This window comes from Chitinophaga sp. S165, assembly GCF_003182155.1.
Classification (GTDB): domain Bacteria; phylum Bacteroidota; class Bacteroidia; order Chitinophagales; family Chitinophagaceae; genus Chitinophaga.
The window spans coordinates 209,168-229,077 of the sequence record NZ_QGTG01000002.1; the positions used below are offsets into that span (position 1 = coordinate 209,168).

The 19,910-nt window shown below is 47.1% G+C and carries 16 protein-coding genes; 5 read left to right on the forward strand and 11 right to left on the reverse strand.

All coding sequences use genetic code 11. From position 1 onward, the window contains the following. Positions 1-6 precede the first annotated feature (6 nt). Both C7475_RS08910 and C7475_RS08915 read left to right on the forward strand, forming a co-directional pair. On the forward strand, positions 7-786 hold the full coding sequence (locus C7475_RS08910) for an EI24 domain-containing protein (RefSeq protein ID WP_110053019.1): 780 nt from the start codon (positions 7-9) through the stop codon (positions 784-786). Next, a complete protein-coding gene (locus tag C7475_RS08915; protein WP_110053020.1) occupies positions 770-1,477 on the forward strand; it encodes an SAM-dependent methyltransferase in 708 nt (235 codons plus the stop codon). The genes C7475_RS08910 and C7475_RS08915 overlap by 17 nt, the downstream gene beginning before the upstream one ends. Positions 1,478-1,520: 43 nt before the next feature. Here the strand turns inward: C7475_RS08915 and C7475_RS08920 are convergent, their stop codons facing one another. Next, positions 1,521-1,898, reverse strand: a complete 378-nt coding sequence (locus C7475_RS08920; RefSeq protein WP_110053021.1) for a hypothetical protein — start codon at positions 1,896-1,898, stop codon at positions 1,521-1,523. 20 nt (positions 1,899-1,918) lie between these two features. Next, complete coding sequence (locus C7475_RS08925) at positions 1,919-3,295, reverse strand: M20/M25/M40 family metallo-hydrolase (protein WP_110053022.1); 1,377 nt, start codon at positions 3,293-3,295, stop codon at positions 1,919-1,921. A 248-nt stretch (positions 3,296-3,543) separates the two neighbouring features. On the opposite strand from C7475_RS08925, the gene bshA reads away from it, so the two are divergent. Continuing rightward, on the forward strand, positions 3,544-4,695 hold the full coding sequence (gene bshA, locus C7475_RS08930) for an N-acetyl-alpha-D-glucosaminyl L-malate synthase BshA (RefSeq protein WP_110053023.1): 1,152 nt from the start codon (positions 3,544-3,546) through the stop codon (positions 4,693-4,695). Positions 4,696-4,831: 136 nt separating this feature from the next. Here bshA and C7475_RS08935 read toward each other — a convergent pair whose 3' ends face one another. The 7 genes from C7475_RS08935 to porU form a co-directional block, all read right to left on the reverse strand. Then, positions 4,832-6,286, reverse strand: coding sequence for a murein hydrolase activator EnvC (locus C7475_RS08935; protein ID WP_158286459.1), 1,455 nt, complete (start codon positions 6,284-6,286; stop codon positions 4,832-4,834). Positions 6,287-6,349: 63 nt separating this feature from the next. Continuing rightward, entirely contained in the window at positions 6,350-7,183 is an 834-nt protein-coding gene (locus tag C7475_RS08940; RefSeq protein WP_158286460.1) for a DUF4292 domain-containing protein, read from the reverse strand. 45 nt (positions 7,184-7,228) lie between these two features. Beyond that, entirely contained in the window at positions 7,229-9,067 is a 1,839-nt protein-coding gene (locus tag C7475_RS08945) for a tetratricopeptide repeat protein (protein WP_110053026.1), read from the reverse strand. A 3-nt stretch (positions 9,068-9,070) separates the two neighbouring features. Continuing rightward, positions 9,071-9,514: a dUTP diphosphatase gene (gene dut / locus C7475_RS08950; protein ID WP_110053027.1), complete on the reverse strand. Its 444-nt coding sequence runs from the start codon at positions 9,512-9,514 to the stop codon at positions 9,071-9,073. Between the two features lie 31 nt (positions 9,515-9,545). Then, a complete protein-coding gene (gene ispF / locus C7475_RS08955; RefSeq protein WP_110053028.1) occupies positions 9,546-10,028 on the reverse strand; it encodes a 2-C-methyl-D-erythritol 2,4-cyclodiphosphate synthase in 483 nt (160 codons plus the stop codon). Positions 10,029-10,155: 127 nt separating this feature from the next. After that, entirely contained in the window at positions 10,156-11,343 is a 1,188-nt protein-coding gene (porV, locus tag C7475_RS08960) for a type IX secretion system outer membrane channel protein PorV (protein WP_110053029.1), read from the reverse strand. 109 nt (positions 11,344-11,452) lie between these two features. Beyond that, positions 11,453-14,809 (reverse strand): type IX secretion system sortase PorU, encoded by a 3,357-nt coding sequence (gene porU / locus C7475_RS08965; RefSeq protein ID WP_158286461.1) that lies wholly within the window; start codon positions 14,807-14,809, stop codon positions 11,453-11,455. Between the two features lie 559 nt (positions 14,810-15,368). Here porU and C7475_RS08970 point away from each other — a divergent pair. After that, entirely contained in the window at positions 15,369-16,913 is a 1,545-nt protein-coding gene (locus C7475_RS08970) for an SUMF1/EgtB/PvdO family nonheme iron enzyme (RefSeq protein WP_110053031.1), read from the forward strand. A 77-nt stretch (positions 16,914-16,990) separates the two neighbouring features. Here the strand turns inward: C7475_RS08970 and bcp are convergent, their stop codons facing one another. After that, positions 16,991-17,452 carry a thioredoxin-dependent thiol peroxidase gene (gene bcp / locus C7475_RS08975; RefSeq protein ID WP_110053032.1) on the reverse strand — a complete coding sequence of 154 codons (462 nt, stop codon included), beginning with the start codon at positions 17,450-17,452 and terminating at the stop codon, positions 16,991-16,993. An 11-nt stretch (positions 17,453-17,463) separates the two neighbouring features. After that, a complete protein-coding gene (locus C7475_RS08980; RefSeq protein ID WP_110053033.1) occupies positions 17,464-19,158 on the reverse strand; it encodes a peptidoglycan DD-metalloendopeptidase family protein in 1,695 nt (564 codons plus the stop codon). Between the two features lie 64 nt (positions 19,159-19,222). Between C7475_RS08980 and C7475_RS08985 the strand changes: the two genes are divergently transcribed. Continuing rightward, complete coding sequence (locus C7475_RS08985) at positions 19,223-19,837, forward strand: hypothetical protein (protein WP_110053034.1); 615 nt, start codon at positions 19,223-19,225, stop codon at positions 19,835-19,837. Positions 19,838-19,910: the final 73 nt, after the last annotated feature.

Genomic DNA, 19,910 nt, shown 5'->3' on the forward strand with positions numbered 1-19,910 from the left:
AGCATTTTGTTTTCATTCAGAGAAGTACTGGCGGCCATTCAGGCCTACGGGAAAGCACATCAGTTTATTATGCAGCACAAGTTATGGAAATGGATACTCGTGCCCGGTATCCTGTACTGCATACTGTTCATGACAGGAAGTTATTTCGTTTGGGGATATTCAGGAGAGGTTGTTGAATACCTCTTTAACCTTCTACCAATAAAGATCTGGATCACAGATCTTGAAAGCAGCTGGGTCAGCTTTTTCTTTATCTTACTGGCGTTCTCCATCAGGATCATGATCCTGCTACTCTATTTTGCTTACTACAAATATCTTTTCCTGATTCTGGGCTCTCCTTTGTTTGCCTACCTTTCAGAGAAAACAGAGGCCATCCTGGAAAACAGGGAATTCCCATTCAGCATGCAGCAGTTCCTGAAAGACATGGCCAGAGGCGTGTCCATATCACTGCGTAATATGCTGTATCAGACAATCGCTGTCGTATTGCTGATCATATTGTCATTCATACCAATAGTAGGCTGGATCACGCCGCTCTTTGCGTTCTTTATTGAATGTTATTTCTATGGTTTTTCTATGGTCGATTATAGCTGCGAACGGCACCAGATGAGCACCCGGCAGAGTATCCGGTTCATTAAAGATCATCGTGGTATTGCATTGGGCAATGGCATAGTATTCTATCTTCTGATGTTCATTCCTGTACTGGGATGGGTACTGGCGCCTTCCTACGCCGTGATAGCGGCTACTATTCACTTATCAGACAAAAAATTACTTAATGGCGCAACCTGGTAAGGTTTACCTGATCCCCACGGTATTAAGCCCGGATACATTACATACTATTCCGGCTTATGTTACACCTGTGGTGTTACAGATCAGCGTATTCTTTGTGGAGAACGAACGTACCGCAAGACGGTATCTGAAAGCGCTTGACAGAAGCATTAACATAGACGCTCTTCAGCTGCTGCTGATGCACGAAAATCATCCACCTGATACGGCATTGGCTAAACAAATATTATTGTCGGGGAAGGACATTGGTGTGATCAGCGAAGCTGGTTGTCCCGCTATTGCCGATCCCGGACATCTTGTAGTACAGGTAGCGCATTCCATCGATGCGCAGGTCATTCCAATGGTAGGGCCGAACTCTATGCTGCTGGCCTTAATGGCTTCAGGCATGAACGGACAGAATTTCCAGTTTGTAGGTTACCTGCCGGTTAAACCGCCTGAAAGAATAAAGGCAATACGCGATCTGGAAATGCAATCGCAGAAGAAACAACAGACGCAGCTTTTCATAGAAACGCCTTACCGGAATAATCAGTTATTAAAAGATATACTGGATAACTGTAAAGACACTACGCAAATATGTATTGCGGCAGATATAACCGGACCTGAAGAATTTATCCGTACAAGATCTGTGAAGGCATGGAAACAACAGTTGCCGGAATTACATAAGAAACCGGCTATATTTTTACTGCTTGCTCAGTAAACGAACAGGGACCAGGAATGATCATTCCTGGTCCCTGATTTTTTTAATATACTACATCTTTTACCGTAATCACACTATCTACAATAAAGTTGCTGAAACCTCTCCAGGGAATGGCGCCCAGGTATTCTTTATAGTGCACCTCCACAAACTTTCCACTGCTGGACATCAACCGTTGCGCTATCCGTTCATCTACCACCGAGAACTGGAATTCATTTGATTGCAATGCTCCCGGTTGTTTAGAACGGTAACCACTCTGAATAAGACGTCCTTCGTATGTCTTGAAAACATATCCTTTCTCTACGAAGTAATTCAGTTCTCCGGCTTTTACGCCGCGACCGAATACGAAGTAATATCTATACATGAAGAAAAGGGCCAACACCACCAATACACCACCCACTACCATAAAAAGAAATCTGCGCATATTGTTTATTTGAAACAGGATTAAAGTCCGTATTTATCGATCAGGTAGATCAACCCTGCCATACTGAAGGCGCCCAGCTCCAGCTCTCTCTTGTTCACTGCTTCAAAGGTATCATTGGCAGCATGATGCAGATCAAAATAACGCTGGGAGTCAGGCATTAGTTCACCCATTGGCGTACCTATTGCTTCGTACAGTTCTCCTACGTCCACACCTCCACCGGTAGCTGCGAAATCATATACATCATATGGGCGGAATAAAGGCGCCCAGGAGATGATCTTAGCCTGTTTTTCCGCCGGCATCATGAATGCAAAGCCCCTTGGTGTAAAACCGCCCGCATCACTTTCCAACGCGAATATATGATGCTCTCCTTTGGCTTTTGCTTCTTCAGCATATTTTTTACCTCCTCGGGTGCCATTCTCTTCGTTGGCGAACAGAACGATCCGGATGGTGCGTTTAGGTTTAATTCCTGATGCTTTGAAGGCACGCAATAGTTCAACTGACTGTACACAGCCGGTTCCATCATCATGCGCACCCTGGTTTACGTCCCAGGAGTCCAGGTGGCCGCCTACGGTGATGATCTGATCAGGGAATTCAGTTCCACGAATCTCTCCTATTACGTTGTGGCCCGTTGTATCGGGCAGCATTTTACAGTTGGTTTTCAGGTATAACTTCAGGTCCTTCTCCCCTTTCAGACGGTTGCTCAACAGATCGGCGTCTTCCAGTCCAACAGCTACCGCCGGTATTTTAGGGAAGGAGTCATTATAGTGCATTGCACCTGTATGGGGATGGTTGTTGGCGCCATGGCTCATAGACCTTACCACCACCGCAAGAGCGCCATATTTGGCAGCCCGGCTCGCCCCTTGTCCGCGATATTTTACAGCATCGCCATAAGATTCAAAAGTGCGGATCAGTTCAGGCCTGAAATGATAGTTGTAAAACACGATCTTCCCCTTCACCTGGTCTTTTTTTGCTTCCAGATCGTCAAAAGAGGACACTTCCAGCACTTGCGCAGTGATGCCGGCAGGGTTGCTGCCTACAGAATTTCCTAATGCGAGTACATTCAGCGGTGGAATATAATCGCGGCGGCGGGAAATGATACGCACTTCTTCTTTCGCGCCCCTTACCCAATGGGGCACCTGGCAGGCCTGCATATAGACAGTGTCCGCACCGGCCTCTTTCAGCACTTTTTCACCCCATTTTTCAGCCTTCACCATTTGCGGGGAACCAGCAAGACGGCCTCCTACCTGCTGGGTAAGATCTCTCAAATTAGAATATGCCTTACTATGTGTCAGGACTTCAGTAGCCAGTTGTCGTAATACCAGGGAATCATTCTCCTGCTGTTGAGCACACACCGGAACGGTGAAAGCCAACAGCGCCGGCAGCAGGTAATTTCTCATAAACACGTTGATTTAGGGACTAAAACTAATTAAATAACATTGTTATTCAAATGGGGCGATCATACAGAAATATTACATGGTAAGCTTAACATGCCGCTAATCCCATTTAAAAGTGATGGCAATTTAAAATGTTATAATTTTGTACTCTGCATTAACGTAAAAAACTGTGTTCTGCGTGAGGCGTATTGCATTCTGTGCTAAACGTCCGGCACTAAGCGTATGCCGTATTAAGACTTAAACAACAACACATGCGAATTGGAATAGTATGTTATCCTACTTATGGTGGAAGTGGCGTACTGGCGACAGAACTGGGCAAGGCGCTGGCAGATAAAGGCCACATGGTACACTTTATCACCTATCAGCAACCTGTAAGACTGAATGCCTTTCATGCCAACATATATTATCACGAGGTGCAGGTCCCTACTTACCCTCTTTTTGATTTTCCGCCCTACGAATCTGCACTGAGCAGTACTATGGTGGATGTTATTTTAAATCAGCAGCTGGATCTGCTGCATGTGCACTATGCTATTCCGCACGCATCTACTGCCTACCTGGCAAAACAGATCGTTAGCAAACAAGGCCGTATAGTGCCATTTATCACTACGCTGCACGGAACAGATATCACCCTGGTGGGTAAAGACAAGACCTATGCGCCGGTGGTGACCTTCTCAATCAATGAGTCTGATGCTATCACAGCAGTATCTAACAACCTGCGCGAAGAAACATACAAATCCTTCCAGATCGAAAAAGAGATAGAAGTTATCTACAACTTTGTTGATATAGAGCGCTTTAAACGCCGGGAAAAGGAACTGCTGCACTTCAGGAACGCTATTGCTCCTAATGGAGAAAAGATCCTGCTGCACGTGTCTAACTTCCGGAAGGTGAAACGTGTTCCGGATGTGGTGAAGATCTTTCAGAAGGTGAGAGAAAAAGTGCCTGCCAAACTACTGCTCGTAGGTGACGGTCCGGACAGACCTGCTATTGAGTCTATGTGCCGGGACTTGCATCTGTGTGGCGATATCCGTTTTGTAGGTAAACAGGAACAACTGGAAGACGTCATGTCTATCGCCGACCTTTTTGTACTGCCTTCTGAATATGAAAGTTTCGGTCTGGCGGCCCTGGAAGCTATGGCAGCTGAAGTACCAGTGATCTCTTCTAATGCAGGCGGCTTACCTGAAGTGAATATTCACGGAAAAACAGGTTACCTGAGTCCTGTAGGAGATGTAGACAGCATGGCTGAATACGCGGCCAAACTGTTACTGGATGATAATCTGCTGGCTGCTATGCGTAAAGGCGCGCTCGAACAGGCACAACGTTTTCATATTGACAATATTATACCGCAGTATGAGGCCTTGTATGAAGAAGTGATGAACAGAGCGCTGGAGTCTGTAGATAAATGATTTTCAAATTATTATGATAAACGAGAACCCGCTGGCTTTTTGTCGGCGGGTTTTCTGTTTTGAAGCTCCTTGCGGCCAAATAAAAAAGGTTGTATGCCTGTGACATACAACCTTTTTTGTTTTATGATTCAATGAGTTATTTCTTTCTGATCCAGAACTCAGGGTTCTGTTTCTGTACCCCTCTGTAGATCTGCAACTCTACTTCTCCCAGGTTTTCCAGTTCATTTGTACCTGCTGTACCAATTAACTGACCGGTGCTTACCCTATCGCCGGTTCTTACACTTACTGATTGCAGACGGGCATAGTTTGTAAAATACTGACCATGCCTGATGATCACCAGGGAACCACCTCCCGGAATAACTGCAACGGTCCTTACTTCTCCCTGGAAGATGGCCCTTACAGCTGCCCCGCGGCTTGTGCCAATGATCACACCATCATTTTCAACTGTGATACGTTCTATCACCGCATGTTGCTGACGGCCAAAGTGCCCGATGATATGACCTGAGGTTACCGGCCATGGCAGCTTACCACGGTTGCTTTCAAAGCTTTCCGACAATGCCAGGGCTTCAGGTGTTGCTTCCAGGACGTTCTCTGTACGTACTGGTTTTTCAGGTTCCGGAGCCGGTGGTTTGGGAGCAGGAGGAGGATCAACCGGTTTAGGTTCCGGTTTGTCCGGCTTATTGTCAGCGACTGTGTTGTTAGTGTTGTTCTTAGCAGCGTTTGCGGCAGCAGCGGCGTTAGCAGCAGCAAGTGCAGCGGCCTTCCTTGCAGCTTCGTCACGTTTCCGTTTCTCTTCTGCAGCAGCCTTACGTTTGGCAGCAGCTTCTTCCTCTGCCTGCCGGCGGGCTATCTCTATCTCACGGCGGATTACTGCCTGAATAGCTGACTGTACTTTCTGTGCGTCTTTTTTATTCTTATTGATGTCTGCCAACAACTCTTTTTCGCGTCCTTTCAGGTTTGTCAGCACCTTATCTTTCTCTTTCTTATCTACCTCAAGTATGCTGCGTTGTTCCTGTTCCACCTTCAATGTACCTGAACGCTTTTCTTTCTGTTCCTGCAAACTTTCTATTTTCTTACTCAGCAGTACCCGTGTTTCAAGGATGTTATCAGCCTGCCTGCGACGGTAATCTCTATACTGCTTGAGGTACTGATATCTTTTGATCGCATCATTGAAAGTTTCTGCAGAGAAGATGAAGTTCAACATGTCGTAAGTGCTGCGGTTTTTATACGCATACACGACCAGCTGTGCATATTGTGACTTCAGGGTATCGAGATCTTTCTCCAGGGTTTTGATATCCCTGTAGGCAGAATTGATGTCTCCGTTAATGAAGTTGATCTCTTCGTTGATATTGTTGATAAGACGGGTACGTAACGTGATCTTTTCCCGTAGCGCCCGTAGTTGGCTCAAACTCTCCTTTGTGGATTTCTTGGTAGTTTTAAGGGCCTCATTGGCTTCGTCGATCTCACGCTGCAGCTCCTTTTTTCTATGCTCTAATTCCTCCCGCGACAATTGGGGAGCCTGTGCTTTCAGCAAGGCCGGTAGTAAACCTAAGATCAATACAAACGGGAAAAACTTCTTCAGATTCAGCATGATGGTTTTAAAGATAGCTGCAAAATAGCAATTTACAAATTTCAGATACATTCAGGAGCCTGCCTACTCCCTTGAATAACCCGAAGGAATAGTGAAGGGAAAGCTCACCGGCTGATCAAAATCTATTTTGTTAAAATCCATGTTGATCTTCGTGTAGCTTTTTTCTTCCACAAAAACCCTGCGGCGGGTAGCAAATTTAATCTTATCCAGCGATTTGTATTCACCATATGTGAGTTCGACCGAGCGTTTGCGTGTACTGTCTTTATCCATCACCTTGCTTTGCTGGAGAATGTAGTCATCTGCAAAAACGTTGAACAGGCTAGTGAATATTGTGCTGTCGCATGTAAAAGAAATAACTGCCGGCGTCTTAACCACCTGATATACAGAATCTGTCAGATAAATGGGGTTGCCAATGATCAGGTCCTGCAGGGTCCTGAAATCGAACGGGATATTCAGAATATCTTTTGCATTCTTCATATCCCGGAGGTATGCTATTTTATGAAACTTGTCGATTGCTTTCAGGCTATCGGGTGTGATGATGGCCCTGGCTACTTCCCCGATAATAGGCGCCGATACAGATATCCAGATGAAACTGTCTTTCTGCATACGCATGTTTGCGTTGATGCCTGACATTTGTTTGGACTCCGATTCAAAGTCGATCTTTAATTTAGCGGAGAAAGTATTGAAGGAAATATAGTTGCCGCGCAGTTTTGAGAGCAGTTCTTTGTTATAAGCGTTGGTAGCTGCTGTTGAAGCGCTGTCTGTTTTTGAGATAATGTTATGTTGAGTAGTATCTGTCACAGGAAAAGAAGTACCTGCTATCTGTCGGCTATGCCTGCATGAAAAGAGTCCCGTGCTTACAATACCTAATACTATCAGTGCTAATATTTGCTTCATCATGATCTTTAATTCAATACATTCCCGTTTCCCAGGGGAAGTTCGCTATTCCCTTTCGGTTGCAAGTATATACCGTTTTTCTGCAATTTTACGGGCTAATCCTACTGAATTAGCTCCTTTTTGTTTGGCCAATTGCCAATATTCCAGGGCTTTGTCCACTTCATGGAGGTTAAACAGTATATCTCCGTAGTGCTCCAGCATATTAGGGTTCTGACGTGCTTCTTCTGACTGCAGGGCTTTTTCCATCCATTGTCTGGCCTGTTCATAACGGGCCATGCGGAACAGGATCCAGGCGTATGTGTCCATAAAATTGGTGCTTTCCGGCTCCAGTTCCAGTGAACGTTTAGACATGCTCTCCGCCTTTGTCAGCTGCTCTCCGCGCAGGGAAAGATAATAGCTGAAGTTATTCAGTACCAGTGCATCATCCGGCTTCAGCGTCAGCGCGCGGTCATAACTACTGTCTGACTGCTGATGCTGACCGGTTGCGTGATACGCATCTCCCAGCAGCGAGTAAACATCCGCTCTCGTGTTCTTGTCTCCGTTACCGCCGGGAGTCTGTAATGCGACATTTAACGCATCGATGGATGCAGGATAATTCTGTAGCAAAAAGTTCGCCACCCCTTTGAAATAATGCCCCATAAACTCTTTCGGGAAGCGTTCTGATACAACCGTGCTCACTTTCAGCAGGTTGTTCGAATCGTCTTTCCTGGAGTAGATCCACATCAGCTGGTACCATACTGTAAATCGTGTAGAATCAAGGTTAACAGCTTTATTGTAATCCACCAGTGCGCTGTCAAGCATACCTGCCTGCGAGAACATGTCTGCCTGCAGGGCATACGCTTTAGCCTCTTCGGGGTGCGCTTCAATGACCAGTTGTGCCAACTGCAATCCTTCTCTCAATTTGCTGCTGTCTACTCCCTGCATTTGGAGGTATGGATAGACATAAGCTACTTTTTCATCAATGTTATAATCAGGATTGGCAAAAGCGCGTGTCAGATAGGCCCAGTACTGTGTATAGTTCCCCTCCTTTTTAGCATAACCCGACAATGCGATCAGTGCTCTGGGATTCGCGGAGTCCCGCTCCAGCACCTCATTATAGATGGCTGCAGCTTCTTCCACACGGTCATTTGAGTTATAGATATCTCCCAGAATGAGATAGTAACGAACATCGTCCGGATTCTGATTGATCAGCTTATGTACCTCCGCTGCCGCATCCTCCATCCTGTTCAGCTTCAGATAAAGCCGTTGTTTCTGAAAGGCCAGTTCTTCTACCAGTCCCACTTTTCTTTCAAGTGAGTCAAATACTTCCAGCGCCTCTGCAGATTTATCGGCTTTAGCCAGGAACATTCCCTTGTTATAGAGATATTCGTCGTTCTCAGGATACCTGGTGGCCAGGCGGTTGTACACCGCGGCGGCACTGTCAAACTGGGCATTCACGCCGAAAGCGTCTGCCAGTGTGATCTGAAACCACTTATTGGAGCTGTCCAGGCTCACTGCCTTGCGGGCAAAACCCAATGCGTAACCAGGGTTGCGCACCTCGATAAATAACCGGGACAATTCGTAATAAGCTGTCGGGTTGTTCCTTTTCAGCCGGAGATAGTCAGAGAACTGTGTTATAGCTGTGCGGTAATCGCCCAGCATTTTGGACCTTTCGGCAGAATAAAAAAGGCTGTCAGCCCGCTGTTCCAGCAAGGTGGAATCCTTCATGGAATATACCTGGCGGGAAGAAGTACGGGAGGCGGCCGGTTTAGACGAATTACAGGCCGTTACTACCACACAACAAAAACCCGCCACAAAAAGGGATAACCGGCTCACCAACCGATTTAAAGCTGGCAGGCCATTCCTTCCGGGCAAGGTCCTGTTATTATTGTGGGTTTTGAACATTTATTAAGATTTACCGGTGTGGCCAAAACCGCCGGCACCACGTTCTGTTTCTGTCAGCAGTTCAACCGCTTCGAGGCGGGCCTGAACAAATGGTGCGATCACCATCTGGGCGATCCTTTCACCGGGGGCAATTGCCTGCGGTTCGTTTGACAGGTTGATCATAATGATCTTGATCTCTCCCCTGTAATCAGCATCAATTGTGCCGGGTGTATTTAACAAGGTCAGGCCCTGTTTGATAGCGAGACCACTGCGTGGCCTGATCTGGGCTTCATACCCGGTAGGCAGCTCTATGAACAGCCCGGTGGGTATCAGCATCCTTTCGAGGGGCTGCAGGGTAATAGCTGTTTCCAGGCTGGCCCTGAGGTCCATCCCGGCCGCTTCTGCTGTGGCATAAGCCGGTAGCGGATTAGCGGATTTATTGATGATCTTAACTGTTATAGATGCCATTATTACAAAGGTATTTTAAATAGTCGATAGTCTAATTTTTCTCCAGCAGGACGGTCGCATAAGCCACCACGCCCTCTTCACGGCCTACAAAGCCAAGTTTCTCTGTAGTTGTGGCTTTTATCGATACTTCCTCTGTGGAGATATTGAGTATACCGGCAATTGTTTCCTGCATCTGTCCCACGTATGGTTTGATCTTAGGCGCCTGCAGGCAAAGCGTGCTGTCTATGTTCACAACCTGGTAGCCTTTCTGGCCGATCAGCTCCAGTGTACGTTTCAGCAATATCTTGCTGTCAATGTTCTTATAAGTATTATCAGTATCAGGGAAATGAACCCCGATATCTCCCAGGCTGGCAGCACCCAGCATAGCGTCACAAATGGCGTGCAACAGCACGTCGGCATCGCTATGCCCGATGGCTCCCTTATGGTGAGGTACCAAAACTCCCCCTAACCAGAAATCCCTTCCTTCTGTTAACTGATGAAAATCTACTCCCAGCCCAATGCGCAATTTAGTCATGACAGATGTATAAACTTTGAAATATAAGCTTTTAACCGCTTAAAATTATCGCAAATTAAAAATCCTCCGGGGATTTCCGGAGGATTCTTATATTTTAAAAAAACATTAACTATTTCAATACCAGTTATTACCAGGTGGTACCACCATCATCATCATTCTTATGTGCAAGATCGAAGATCAGGGAGAAACGCAGGGTATTTGACAGCGGGTTACGCTGGATACCGTTGCCTGAAGGCACCAGGTAAGAGAAGTTCAGGCCGAACATATTATATTTAACACCCAGACCGGCAGTTACGAACTTACGGTTACCCTTGTTCTTATTTTCATAGAAATAACCGGCACGTACAAAGAACTGATCATTGTAGCTATACTCACCACCCAATGACACTGTCACTTCCTGCAGCTCTTCACTAAAACCACCGGGAGCATCTCCGAAAGACGAAAACATACCGGAGATAGTAGATTTCTCACGGTAAGCGCCTAAACTATCCGGAGTAGGGACCATCAGTTTATTCAGGTCGAGTGTGAACATTAATTTGTTGGTCTCGTCCATTCCTATGGTGTAGGCTGTACCCAGGGCGAAGTTGGTAGGCAGGAAGTCTTTATTGGTAGCCGACTCTGTGTAAGAGATCTTTGTACCAATGTTAGTCAGGGCCAAACCTACGTTCCAGGTATTTACCGCATTGTTTGATTTTTCGTAGTCTTTCGTGTAGAACAGTGACAGGTCGGTAGCAAATGCTTTACCAGGTCTGATCACACGACCATTGATATCACCGCTGGCCAGGTTAGAGTAAATAAAGCGGCCTGCCAGGGCTACTGAGAAGTTATCTGACAATTTACGGGCGTAACCTGCGTCAAATGCAAATTCACGCGGACGGTAGTCATAAGTTGGCATACCGGTAACATCCGTAAAGTTGATGGTACCTAAAGAGAAGTAACGCAATGAAGCGGAAACTGTCTGGAACTCATCCCACCTGTAGTAGCCGGAAAGGTTAGCCAGAAACACATCGTTCACCAGTTCTTTCAACCAGGGGGTATAAGTAACCGATACTGCGGATGGGGAGGGTGCAAACGCTACCTTCGAGAGGTTCCAGTACATGGAATTCGCATCAGGCGAGGTGGCTACGCCGGCATCTCCCATGGCTCCCGCCCTTGCATCAGGAGAAATACGAAGAAAGGGTACCGCTGTGTTAATGGTGTTCGTACGTCCGTCCAGATTATCAGTTGGTATCTGAGCGCTGACAGACAGAGGGAATAGGATGCAACAAATGAAGACAAGGTTTACAGTTGCCTTTTTGATCATGCAATTATACATGCAATAGTTGTTTAGAACGAGGTGTAAAAATAGTTCGAAAATCTGTATAATCAATAACAGGGGTCTGGTAAGGGACACGCGAGTTTAGTATGTGCTTTTGATGCATAGGTTATAATACAGTTACTTTTCCGCCTAAAATCGTCGTTTTACCATTCGCTGTTACCAAGACATTATATATATAAATTCCAGGCGACACCCGGGCGCCGGAGTCGGTCGTTCCGTTCCAGGATGCCCCTACATAACGGCTGCCACCATCATTTATTGCATGATGTATAGTTTTTATTTGTTGGCCCGTTACCGTAAATATTCTGACAGTTACTTCCAGTGCCTGTTCCTGCTGGTTATGCTCGAAAGTGAACTGTGTCTGGTCGTGGAAAGGATTCGGAAAGCAGCTGGCTTTCCCTACAGTCAGTTCCGATGCCCTGACCACACGGAACTGCAATTTAGCTGTTCCTGAATTGTTATGCGTATCCCAGGCTTTTATTGCTATTGTATGCATGCCCTCAGACAAGCCGAATAAGGGGAAACGCACAGATCCTTCCTGGTAGCTGTCCGTCGTCGCCTCAAAAAAGTTATTCAGTATATAGTATTGACCTTCGTCGTTATCCAGCGTAGCTATCAGGTCATGCCCTATACCGTAACCGGATGTATTGATCCCCTGATCGTCTTTCAGCTGCAACAGTAAAACCGGATCTTCTCCTGTCACGCCCCCGCTACGGAAGTACTCATTGTTCAGATATGCTTTTATAACAGGTCCCAGCTCATCTTGTTCAATGCTATCAGCGGTTCCTCCCACCTGTATGCCTGAAAAAACACCACCTGCCGCGGTCACGCCATTTGCTGCATAATAACTGAGTGCTCCCGCCCCGGCCTGATAGTCAATATCCGCGGGCACCACAAATGAACAGGAGAACCGGCCGTTCTCAACGGTCTGCTGACCACGGTAAAGGACGTTCTGTTGCTGGTAGAAGCCTGCTTTTGTGCTGCCTGCATCATTTCCACGGGTATATTGCAAAGCAGGTTTATCATATACCGTTGTATACAATGTACCCTTATAAGTATCCTGCCTGACGCCCTGCTCATCTTCCAGGTGGCCCTTTACTGTATATTTTCCCATTGCTTTTAATGTGTCAGGTATGTCATTTACCGCGTTTCCGTTGATAGAGTCCGTCACGACATGATACCGTGGAAAGGCCAGTGTCAGCGCCGGATCGCCCAATAACTGGAACTTACGGTTATTGGGAATATCGACGTAGGTAGCGTAAGTCAGATTCTTGGCCTCCATTGCCGCCTGTCCCAGGGTAGGCATACGCCCATCTGCCGCCGGTGTCAATAGTTTCTGCAGATAATTGGCGTTCATCACCTTGTTAGACGCTGAGAAAACGGTCCTGGTAGTGGTCATCAGCGCAATCCCTCCTCCTTTTTCCTGCAACAAAAGCCGTTCTCCCAGGGAAACGTAGCCAGGATTATCGAAAGGCGCAAAATCGCAGGTGGCCGTGATGAAAAGCGGCAGCTTACCTGCGTTCTTCCAGTCGGACAGGGAACTTTCTTCCATGATCACCTCTTCTGCGAGCCGCGAGTAACTTCCGTGGCCAGTATAATTCCAGATCAGCGTACCATCAAAGATATCTTCCGCTATCGCGGTGTTTACTGCCGGATAGCGGCTACCGCCGGCGTCTGAAATCTTCGGATAGGCATCCAGGTATATTTTGTCAATGCGTCCCGCCGGCCAATGTGCAGCGACGATCTCACTCATACTTTCAGCGTCTTCGAGGTGCAGGTTGTCATCACCATCATCGGCCACGATGGTAATATGTTGCTGCCAGCGGCCCAGGTTGGCGGGAACATTATATCCCAGGATCTTATCCACTACTGCCTCTGCCTGGTCCGGCCGTTGTACGGGCAAACGGCCTATTGCTACATCCAGCAAATTCTGCCGGCCATTGTCATTGATATCATCAGCATCGTCCAGGAAACCGAAAAAGTCGTCGGACGGATAGGCATATACCGGATCGGTGGAGACTGCACTTTGCCAGGTAGGCACCATATTGGTATTCCCCTTCAGCCGGTTTTTGTAGTCGTAAGATGCATCTCCGAACAACAACAGGTATTGCAGCCCGCCTTTGTCATGGCACATCTTCACAAAATCCCTGATGGCTGTAGGGTCTGAAGAACCGGCGCCAAACTCGTTATAGATCTGATCCACCGTCACTACCTTCACTGCCAGTCCATCGTGCGTGCCATGCCAGGAAGCAAGCCTGGTGGCTGCCGTCTGTAAGGCCGGTGTAGTCACGATCAACATATCCACCGTTCCAATGCCGTGCAGGTCCTGATTAGCTACCGCTCCTGCCGGTACCGGTTGCAAATAACCTTTTCCGGAGAAGGCGGCGTATTCATGCAGCGTACTGCAATCCCTCGTAAAAGAGAGGCTGGCACCCGCCAGTTGGGTCTTAACCTTTATAGGTTGCAGCGGATCTGTAACATCCAGAACGATCGTCTGGCCAGCTGCCTGTTCCAGTCTGAATTGTGCGGTCTGGCCAGTATTCACTGAAGCCATATCCCTGAAAAACAACGGTTCCTGGGCAGGGAGCTGCAATGGGCATCTGGCCTGTAAGGTCAGATAGTCAAGCCATCCCTGAGCGCCACTACCACCGGGTGTGAAACTAAGCGTGACAGGTACCGTGGTCCCGGCAGGAGAGGCGGAATAATAACTGGTCGCTACGGAAGCGAAGGCTTCAAATGCATTTCCACTTACGGGCGACAGGGACATGGAGCCCAGCATGTCATTGCCGGTTTGCACTGAAAAGCGGCTGGTGCCGGTACTCCTGGCGGCTGTTCTCGCTCCTATCTTGAGAGAGAAAGGAGTAAGCGGCAAGGAAAAATCAATATTACGTAATGGCTGTACACTGCTAAACACAGCACCCCACCATTGTTTACCGCTACTCAGGAAATTGATGCTATCATTCTCGTAAAAAGCGTGATAGTCAAAACTATTGACAATGATGCCTGCTGCCGGAGCAGCGGCATCCTGGACGATCCTTTTTCCCGGCGTAGTACCGGCGGTCAGGAAATACCAGGCTGAATCCGAGTACAGATTAGCGGTGTGGGTATAATTACCACCCTGGTATTGCCAGCTGTGCGGGCCTGGTGCGTAGAACAGGAGATAATCCCCTTCTTCCATCATCGCTACTTCCGGCAGATCGTCATGCCTGGGCACGGCGTTGCTCTCAGGCAGCATCCGGCCTCCCGTACCATATAACCTGACGTTTTTCAGGTCAGCGCTTATTCCCATGCCTGTCAGCAGGGATTTATCTATTTTGTAGATCCCTTCCCGGAGTACCGCCAGTTTATACCAGCTACCCGAAGAGAGAACGGAATGTGCGGCGTAAGGACCTCCTCTCCCGCTACTACCTGTAGCCCACTGGCTGCAGAGGAGTAGTAAAAAAGAGAAGGTTATCAATTTCATAGTGGGTATTTGCGCAAACATAGCAATTATAAAGTATATTTATAGGGCGAAATCGACCATTAGGGCAGTTGTCACGAAATGTCTGCACCGGCCCCTCAGATTGTATTTCAGGTTTTTATAGCGTGTGAATATACGGCGGCGGGACATTTTATGACATACTATTTCAAACACTATAATAAGTAGCTATTGTCAGGCGTTTTATTAAACGGGAGGAAGTATTTTTGTCTCCTGTTGTCAGTAAAGCGTGCTTTAGTATGAATAAGGGAGGAACAAGCAGGGAAAGTAATAGTATATTTACACTGAACCATACCATGTATCTATGAGTCGTCAACCAGAAGCCAGCTAACTGCCAATGGGCCACCAGAAAGCCCTTCCGGCTCTTACAGTTAAGAATAACTTAATACGTAGTCCGGGTAGCCTTCAGAATCATAATACATTGATTTTAAATAAGATAAACTCTATTAACAGGTGAATGCTTACAGATTAATTATTTTTACTATAAAATAAATTATACTACATTTGCGTTTACCATAAACATCAAATAAAAAAGCTGAATCGCATGCATAGATTAACCTCTGTCTCAATGCTCTTAGGCGCCAGTATAATTATGTCGATGTCGGCCTGTAAAAACGGCGGGCCTTTCGGCAAAAAGAAGGAGAAATCCACTGCTACTGGCTGGAATTACAACGATCCTAAGATGGGTGGTTTCAGTGTGGCCAAAAGTAAAGACCAGCAGACTGGTCCGGGTCTTGTTTTCGTGCAGGGCGGTACCTTCGCCATGGGAGCGACAGAACAGGACGTTATGGCCGACTGGAATAACATTCCAAGACGTATCACTGTTTCTTCATTCTACATCGATGAAACAGAAGTTGCCAACGTACACTATCGTGAATACCTGTACTGGCTGCGTCGGATGTACGACGAGTCCTTCCCGGACGTATACCGCAAAGCTTTACCTGATACCCTGGTATGGCGTAGCGAACTGGCTTATAACGAGCCGCTTGTAGAATACTACTTCCGTCACCCTGCCTATAACGATTATCCGGTAGTAGGTGTGAACTGGAAACAAGCTGTTGACTATTGTAAATGGCGCTCCAACCGTGTGAATGAAAAGATGCTGATCGATAAAGGGTTGCTGTCCAAAAACGATATGAAGAACCAGGCTGATGACAATACCTTCGATACCAAATCATATACTGCGGGCCTTTATGAAGGTATTCCGGGTAATATGTCCAAGAGTACCAAGGCTCAGTTCAGAAACGCTGACGGTTCTCCACGTACTGCTCAATTCGAAGATGGTGTAATGTTACCTAACTACCGCCTCCCGACAGAAGCTGAATGGGAATATGCGGCACTGGGTTACATCGGTCAGAACCCTGGCCCTTCCAAGAAAGAAGGTAAACGTGGTGAGGAGTTGATCATGAACAAACAGGTTTATTCCTGGGGTACCAACAACAGCGGTCTGAGAGATATCCGCCGTGGTGCATGGCAAGGTCAGTTCCTGGCGAACTTCAAACGTGGTTCCGGTGACAACATGGGTATGGCTGGTGGTCTGAACGACCGTGCGTCTATCCCTGGTCCTGTAGTAGCTTTCTTCCCGAACACTTTCGGTGTATATAACATGTCAGGTAACGTGAGCGAGTGGGTACTGGACGTTTATCGTCCTCTGAACCCGATCGACGGTGATGACTTCAACTACTTCCGTGGTAACAAATTCCAGACTACTTATATGAACGGCGAAGGCGAACCTGAAAAGGACAGCCTGGGTCACCTGAAAATGCGTGACGTAACCGACGAAGAAAGTGCTAACCGCCTGAACTACCAGAAAGGTGATGTTATCAACTACCTCGATGGTGACTCCCTCTCTATGGTAGAATATGGTTACGGTATCACTTCCCTGATCAACGACAAATCTCACGTTGTAAAAGGTGGTAGCTGGAACGACCGCGCTTACTGGCTCTCTCCAGGTGCACGCCGTTACATGCAGGAAGATATGGCCACTAACACTGTAGGTTTCCGTTGTGCAATGGACCGCGTGGGTAGCCCGGAAGGTAACAAATTCAAAACTGGTCAGCTGTTCAAGAAACAACGCCAAAAGAGATAATGCCAATTTATAGAGCATAAATAAAAAGCCCTCCTGTCAACCAGGAGGGCTTTTTATTTATGCTTTGCTCTTTGCTATTACTTCCAGATCTCCAGGATCTCTTCTGTATGATTTTTAGTATCAGGCTTCACAATGATCTTATCTATCACACCCGTTTCATTGATCAGGAACGTGGTACGGTGAGTACCATCATAGATACGGCCCATAAACTTCTTTTCGCCCCATACGCCATACAAAGTATGGATCGTACGGTCTTCATCAGCCAGCAAAGGGAAAGGCAGGTCATACTTTTCAGTGAACTTCTTATGACGCTTTTCACTGTCTGTACTCACTCCCACTACCACATATCCTTTGTTCAGCAGAATATGGTAATTATCCCGCAGGTTACATGCCTGGTTCGTACAGCCAGGCGTCATATCCTTTGGATAGAAATACAGTATTACTTTTTTGCCCTTAAAATCTGCCAGTGAGATCTGTTTACCTTCCTGATCTGTTCCGTTAAATACGGGGGCCTTATCCCCCTCCTTCAAATGTGTCATTCCTGTTCCGTCTATCGTGTAAATGTAATCGTCTGTTCTTTTGTATTACCGGCTATATCTGTTACTAATAATCGCAGACTGTGTTTTCCGGGCTTACAATGTTCATCAAAAGTATAAGAGATCACATTTCCCCTACGGGCAAACATCAGCCATTTGCCATCCAGTTCCGCCCGATATGCCTTTATGCCACTGTTATCGCTGATCGCGAAGGATAATTTTGCTGCTTTTGAAAGGTTAGCCCCACTCTTCACTCCAAGCAGTGCAACCTTCGGCTGGATAGTATCTACCTCAAGGTGAAAGTTGCCGAACTCTCTGAACTGCCCTACATACCAACCCTTCTCCATTGTAGCGCCTACGATCGTCTCTCCGAGCCCTTCACGCACCATTACGACCTTGTGTTGCTGCGCTGCCGGTATTGGCCTGTCCGGCTTAATATGCAGCGTAAAATTGCTGTGTAAGGGTACTAATGCGGTATGGAGACGGAATATGGAGGAATATGCCTTAGACTTCTCTCCAGCCGGGATCTCTCCGTAGTTAAAGCAGATCCTGTCATACAGGGAGTTTTCCTCCAGGAAGAATTCCACCTGGTTATTTTCAAAGATGTTACGGGATTCCGCATACATCGTGTTAGCACATTTGGTAGGCTCCGTCGCCTCTCCGCTTTGCTGCAGAGAGAATTTTACGGTAGAAGAATTGCCATAGGCATCCTTCACCAGCAACTTCACAGGATGCGGCGTACCGTCTGACAGATCAATGGTGCCATCACCCTGAACGTCCTTGTAGATCTCCAGCTTGTTGCCAGGTATGGAGAACAGCAGCTGTAACCAGGGGCCACCGCCCTTTCTCACTTTATAGTCCGTATGTGCATTAATATAACGGGATTCATCAAAGCCGATATTATCTATCTGGAAACCACTGTTAGGTACATCCCGGTCAAACATCACCACTTCATAGATACCGTAACTGTTGGGCACATTGCTCATACGGTCCACTGCATTCAGCCCTATTCCCGCCAGTGCGGTCTTCACCTTAACCAGTGGTGTGGCGGGTACATATTCCCCGTTCACCTTCTTTACCGGCAGAATAGTTGGCGTCTGATCATATATACTCCTGTCCATATCGTAGATAGCGATCCTGAACACTTCAGGCGCTTTGGTATCGGGTATATCAAAACCGAACAATAATGGGTTCAGTGGCTTTTCGCTATGTGTATCCCTGATCTCAAAGTGCACATGCGGCCCACCGGAAGCACCCGTATTACCGCTCCATGCTACAAAATCCCCTTTCTTTACAGGAAACTTGTCTGCCGGGATCTTTATATCTGTCGCCCAGCTTTCTGCTGCATATTGCTGTTGCTTTATATATTGCTCCAGGGCAGGGAAAAAGCGGTTCAGGTGCCCATAGGTGGTAGTATACCCATTAGGGTGGGTTATGTGCAGCACATTTCCGTAACCGGTATGGGATACGCCGATCCTGCTTACATATCCATCTGCCGCTGCATATACCGGCAAATTCTCCTTCTGTTGGGTCTTAATGTCTATACCCGCGTGAAAATGGTTGGGACGAAGCTCTCCGTAATTACCCGCCAGTTGGATAGGTACGGCCAGCGGATTGCGGAAATATCCCTGCGGATAGTTCTTTTCCGGCAACTGGGCGTGTAACAGCTGAGGTAATAAGATGCATAACCCGAATATCCTTTTTATCATGACGCAAAAATAAGGGGAAATCAATATCCTCTAAATCCTAATTTTGTAACCTAACAGCCCCATTATGAAAGGAAGACTTGGTCAGGTGCTCATACATATTGCCGGTTGCGTTACTTTTCTGGCGTTGCCGATCGTATTCTCTCCGGATGCCGGTAACCTGTCTGACCTGTGGAAATATCCACCCGCTCTAAAGGATTTCCTGGTCTATCTCGCCTTGCTGCTGTTCTTCTACTTTAATTATTTCTGGCTCATCCCCAATTATTATTTTAAGCGCAGATATACCGGCTTCTTCCTGATTATACTTCTGTGCTTCGCTGTAATAGTGGTGGTTCCAAATATGCTGATTGAGGGACATCCTCCGCGTGAAGGATATGAATTTCCGGCCAATAATCCGCTGTTGCTGCCATCAGATCGTCCACCACGGGATTTACAACATCCACCGCCGTTACAACACCCGGCTGACACTGATACCCTGTCTTCTTACGGACGGGGATCTTCACCCGCTGCAGGGCATCCGCTTCCACCACCCGACGGCAATCATGGTCAGGGGCATCAACAGCCCAGCCCCCGTTCGCTCTTGCCGGATGTAAGCCATCAGGTATTCCTCTTCCTGGCAGTGTTCTTCCTCTCCTTCATCCTGAAAATGATCCCCCGATGGCGGCAAACGGGAAAGGAATAGTTACATGCAAAAGGAAAAGCCACGGAAATGCCTACCCACTTTTAACGCAGGAACAACACATGTCAAAATAATC

Excerpts from the sequence above, each read along its gene's own strand:
- C7475_RS08915 (WP_110053020.1), top strand. The coding sequence starts at position 770 with ATGGCGCAACCTGGTAAGGTTTACCTGATCCCCACGGTATTAAGCCCG.
- C7475_RS08920 (WP_110053021.1), bottom strand. The coding sequence starts at position 1,898 with ATGCGCAGATTTCTTTTTATGGTAGTGGGTGGTGTATTGGTGGTGTTG.
- C7475_RS08925 (WP_110053022.1), bottom strand. The coding sequence starts at position 3,295 with ATGAGAAATTACCTGCTGCCGGCGCTGTTGGCTTTCACCGTTCCGGTG.
- bshA (WP_110053023.1), top strand. The coding sequence starts at position 3,544 with ATGCGAATTGGAATAGTATGTTATCCTACTTATGGTGGAAGTGGCGTA.
- C7475_RS08935 (WP_158286459.1), bottom strand. The coding sequence starts at position 6,286 with ATGCTGAATCTGAAGAAGTTTTTCCCGTTTGTATTGATCTTAGGTTTA.
- C7475_RS08940 (WP_158286460.1), bottom strand. The coding sequence starts at position 7,183 with ATGAAGCAAATATTAGCACTGATAGTATTAGGTATTGTAAGCACGGGA.
- C7475_RS08945 (WP_110053026.1), bottom strand. The coding sequence starts at position 9,067 with ATGTTCAAAACCCACAATAATAACAGGACCTTGCCCGGAAGGAATGGC.
- dut (WP_110053027.1), bottom strand. The coding sequence starts at position 9,514 with ATGGCATCTATAACAGTTAAGATCATCAATAAATCCGCTAATCCGCTA.
- ispF (WP_110053028.1), bottom strand. The coding sequence starts at position 10,028 with ATGACTAAATTGCGCATTGGGCTGGGAGTAGATTTTCATCAGTTAACA.
- porV (WP_110053029.1), bottom strand. The coding sequence starts at position 11,343 with ATGTATAATTGCATGATCAAAAAGGCAACTGTAAACCTTGTCTTCATT.
- porU (WP_158286461.1), bottom strand. The coding sequence starts at position 14,809 with ATGAAATTGATAACCTTCTCTTTTTTACTACTCCTCTGCAGCCAGTGG.
- C7475_RS08970 (WP_110053031.1), top strand. The coding sequence starts at position 15,369 with ATGCATAGATTAACCTCTGTCTCAATGCTCTTAGGCGCCAGTATAATT.
- bcp (WP_110053032.1), bottom strand. The coding sequence starts at position 17,452 with ATGACACATTTGAAGGAGGGGGATAAGGCCCCCGTATTTAACGGAACA.
- C7475_RS08980 (WP_110053033.1), bottom strand. The coding sequence starts at position 19,158 with ATGATAAAAAGGATATTCGGGTTATGCATCTTATTACCTCAGCTGTTA.
- C7475_RS08985 (WP_110053034.1), top strand. The coding sequence starts at position 19,223 with ATGAAAGGAAGACTTGGTCAGGTGCTCATACATATTGCCGGTTGCGTT.